General features: G+C 38.0%; 2 protein-coding genes and 3 pseudogenes. 4 read left to right on the forward strand and 1 reads right to left on the reverse strand.

Annotated features, from left to right (window positions below; all coding sequences use genetic code 11):
• From IM485_RS08955 to IM485_RS08965, 3 genes and pseudogenes are all read left to right on the forward strand, one after another.
• Nucleotides 1-340 (forward strand): annotated as a pseudogene (locus IM485_RS08955) (photosystem II q(b) protein); the annotation flags it as partial.
• Nucleotides 341-719: 379 nt separating this feature from the next.
• Nucleotides 720-1,028 carry a hypothetical protein gene (locus tag IM485_RS08960; protein WP_104397621.1) on the forward strand — a complete coding sequence of 103 codons (309 nt, stop codon included), beginning with the start codon at nt 720-722 and terminating at the stop codon, nt 1,026-1,028.
• Nucleotides 1,025-1,435: a type II toxin-antitoxin system VapC family toxin gene (locus IM485_RS08965; RefSeq protein WP_104397622.1), complete on the forward strand. Its 411-nt coding sequence runs from the start codon at nt 1,025-1,027 to the stop codon at nt 1,433-1,435. Before IM485_RS08960 ends, IM485_RS08965 begins: the two co-directional genes overlap by 4 nt.
• Nucleotides 1,436-2,070: 635 nt before the next feature.
• On the opposite strand, the pseudogene IM485_RS22685 reads toward IM485_RS08965, so the two are convergent.
• Nucleotides 2,071-2,349, reverse strand: a pseudogene (locus IM485_RS22685) (IS1634 family transposase); the annotation flags it as partial.
• A gap of 181 nt (nt 2,350-2,530) precedes the next feature.
• On the opposite strand from IM485_RS22685, the pseudogene IM485_RS08975 reads away from it, so the two are divergent.
• Nucleotides 2,531-3,758, forward strand: a pseudogene (locus tag IM485_RS08975) (ISL3 family transposase).
• Nucleotides 3,759-3,768: the final 10 nt, after the last annotated feature.

Consider the following 3,768-nt stretch of genomic DNA (forward strand, 5'->3'; position numbering starts at 1 on the left):
CGTTGCCGCTCACGGTTACTTCGGACGTTTAATCTTCCAATACGCTTCTTTCAACAATAGCCGCTCTCTGCACTTCTTCTTAGGTGCATGGCCGGTAATCGGTATCTGGTTTACGGCAATGGGTGTTAGCACCATGGCGTTTAACCTCAACGGTTTCAACTTCAACCAGTCGATTCTCGATTCTCAAGGTCGTGTAATCGGTACATGGGCTGATGTGCTGAACCGCGCTGGTATCGGTATGGAAGTAATGCACGAGCGCAATGCTCACAACTTCCCCTTAGACTTAGCTAGTGGTGAACAGGCTCCCGTAGCTCTGACCGCTCCCGCTATCAATGGTTAATTCCTAGTCTGAACGAAAGGGCACTCCTGCGAGGGGGTGCTTTTTTGTGGCTTTCCAAGTTATAAAGATAGAAGAAACTCTTAATGCCAAAAATATTAAAATAGATCGATAGATTTTATACTCTATCCTTCACCAGCTAATTTTAAGACAGAAGTACGAGTAGTGGCATCTAAGCGAAACTTCAGCAATTCTAGTTGATTAAGAATTGGCGGATGAGATCGTCGCTATCGGCGATTACGGCAATCAAATTTATCGCTCAAATTCCCTTAGTTAAGTCTGAGAAATGACTGAGAAAACTGAATGAATTTTTAAGGCTTATTGTGTTATAATGAAACAGCAAAATCTTTTGAGTATTTAAAGTTAAATAGGAGGACTTAAAATGGTTAATAAAATCAGTATTGTCATCTCCAAGAATCCCGATGGATATTCAGTTAACTTTCCTGAATTAGAGCCGATTGATTACCAAGATAGCTCTCTGGATGGCGTTTTAAATCGACTCAAAGAGGCTCTGGAAACTCATCTGATTTCTTCGGATATATCTCAAGGGGAGACAACTGGAGAATCAATTTTAAAGATAGTTGATAAGTTGAATCTGAACTTCCCTGAAGAAGAACTTGATCCGCTTCCAACTGACGGTGCAGAAGAACACGACCATTATCTTTATGGGAGTCCCAAGAAAAGGCAATGAAACAAATTTTTGCCGACACTTTCTACTGGGTTGCTTTAATCAATTCCCAAGATAATTGGCATCAACGAGTCAGAGAAGTCACGTCCAGTCTCAAAAACGTTGAACTTGTGACGACGGATGAAGTTTTGGTAGAGGTACTGAATTTTATGTCAGCCCAAGGAGCAAATCGGAGGCGGCGTACTGTCGAATTTATTGATGATCTGCTCCAGAATCCCCGCCTTCAAATCATTCCCCAAAATCGAGAATCATTCTTGCAAGGCTTCGAGTTATACCGCCGTCGCCCGGACAAAGAATATAGCCTGACAGATTGCATTTCAATGACGGTCATGCAACGATTAAAAATCGGTGAAGTGTTAACCCACGACAATCATTTTAAGCAAGAAGGTTTCAGAATTTTATTTGAATGATAACAGAGAGAGAATTAAAATTTAAGTCCGCTCAAGCCATGAAGAATCATCCCCAAACAGTAATAGACCTCTCCATAATATTATCTCAAGACCAAAAGTCTTTCTAGTCAAGGAATATACTCGAATAAAAATTATTTTAATTGCCTCATATTTTTTCAGTAAAATTGAATTAGCAACGACAGATATACATTTCAGCTATCGAACTATTTAATTAGTACACAAGCTAAAAGCAAGCTGTGACTGGGTTATAATTTTTGGAGATGTCTAATGGTAGTTTGTCTGCTGAAATTGCTGTCATGGTCAAATCAGGCGATAGCGGAACAGCTAACAGTCAACAGTAACCAGTAGACCTCTTGCAAAAGTCTTAAGTCGATCCTTGTACAGCAACATTTTTGAAGATTATCAACTACTAATAAATAATTAACTGAAAGTCCCTCCCATTATTGTTTCTATCGTTTGTTTTCGGATTTATGCAAGAGGTCTAATATTGTTCTCTTGGTCGGGAGAACATTCCAATCCCTTTGTCTTATCGAAACAGAGATAATTAGGTGCGCTATATTATATCTGGACTTCCCCGTTGACAAAAAGCCATAAGCTGTGCTGTAGAAGGGATTAAGAGAATTTCCAGCGCCCCGTTACTCGGTACAAATCAGGGAAACTCCCAATAAATCTAACGCTTTTTGTTGCAGTTGAGTCGGTCGAGTTATCTTAGAAAAACGATAACTTCCCTCCCTAATCGTACACTCTACTGTATTCAAGCAAATTGTCCCCAGGTCTTCCAACAAAGTCCGAAAACTACGCACAGGGAGGTTCTCTTGATTCCGTTTTTTTCTCTCTTTAGATTGCACCGATTCACTGGGACTCGCCTTAATCACATTCAGAGAGCTATCATCAATTTCTTCATCCTCAAATAAGGCTCTTCGGAAATTGTTATGCAAATAATTAACTTAAAATAAAATTCGATGAGAGTATCTACGCTCAAAAATAGATGAAACCTATACAGAGAAAAATTTAAGGCACAAACAGGTTAATGCCAAAAGATAGAGAATTGAGTTAAAATTTGATATAATTGCCAAAAACCAGAGTATTTTAATTATGATACTTGACAAATTTTTGAACCTAAAAGGAACCTCTATTCAAGGCTATCGACATCTAGAAAATATCGGTATAGTCTTCCGAATTGAATCGAAAAATCAAAAAGTAATCTGTCCTCATTGTGGGTTAGAGAGCGATAAACTACACCAAAATCATCGACATTTAGTCAAAGATTTACCAATCTCAGGACAACCAGTGTACCTACAAGTTAATCGTCGTCAATTTAAGTGCGATAATTGTCGAAAACCCTTTAGTGAATAGTTAGATTTTGTCGCCAGTAAACGAACCTATACGAAAAGACTAGCCGAGAATATACTCGAACAATTAAAAGAAGGAGATATTTTAAATATTAGTCGAAGAAATGACGTAACGGAAGAAGAGATTCAAAGAATTCTAGAGGACATTGCCGAAGAAATTACAGAGACAGATTTATCGGAATTAAAAAGACTAGGAATTGACGAAATCGCTCTAGTCAAAGGACAAAAAAAATTACTGTGCGGTTTTAGTAAATTTAGATACGGGAAAACTAATAGCTATTCTAGAGAAGCGAACACAAGAAGAGTTGAAAGAAACGCTTACGGGGTGGGGAAAAGAGGTGTTAGAGCAAATTGAAGAAGTGAGCATAGACCTTTGGTTGCTCTATAAAAATCTGGTGAAAGAATTGATGCCATCGGCCGAGGTAGTCGCTGATAGATTCCATGTAATAAAACAAGTTAATCAAGAGTTAGACGAACAGAGAAGAGCAGAAAAAAGAGCGGTAGAAGCGCAGAAAAATAAAAAACAGAAAGCGGAAAAAGAAGCGAAACTAGAAGTTTTAAAGCGAAGTAAATATAGCTTGTTAAAAAATGAAGAAGATTTAACGAAACCCCAAAAACTCAAACTAGAAGCTATCAAAGAAAATTTGACAAATTTGAAAAAGATGCACGAATTAAAGGAAGAATTTAGAAAGATTTATGAAACCTCAGAGAATCCGACAGAAGGACTGCTATCTATCTCAGAATGGTTGGCAAAATCTTCCAGTGTTTTTACCAGTGTTTTTACTAAGAGTTGTCAAACAATCCGAAACTGGTTTGGAGAAATAATTAGTTATTTCGAGCGAAGGACAACGAATGGGGTGGTCGAGGGAATCAACAATAAACTTAAACTAATAAAACGGAGAGGCTATGGCTTTAGAAACTTTCGGAATTTTTGGGTTAGAAGTATGTTATCTTGGCATCTTGTATGTTGATTTAGCATAA

It is taken from the genome of Microcystis sp. M169S2 (assembly GCF_020245865.1).
Classification (GTDB): domain Bacteria; phylum Cyanobacteriota; class Cyanobacteriia; order Cyanobacteriales; family Microcystaceae; genus Microcystis; species Microcystis ichthyoblabe_A.

Excerpts from the sequence above, each read along its gene's own strand:
- IM485_RS08960 (WP_104397621.1), top strand. The coding sequence starts at position 720 with ATGGTTAATAAAATCAGTATTGTCATCTCCAAGAATCCCGATGGATAT.
- IM485_RS08965 (WP_104397622.1), top strand. The coding sequence starts at position 1,025 with ATGAAACAAATTTTTGCCGACACTTTCTACTGGGTTGCTTTAATCAAT.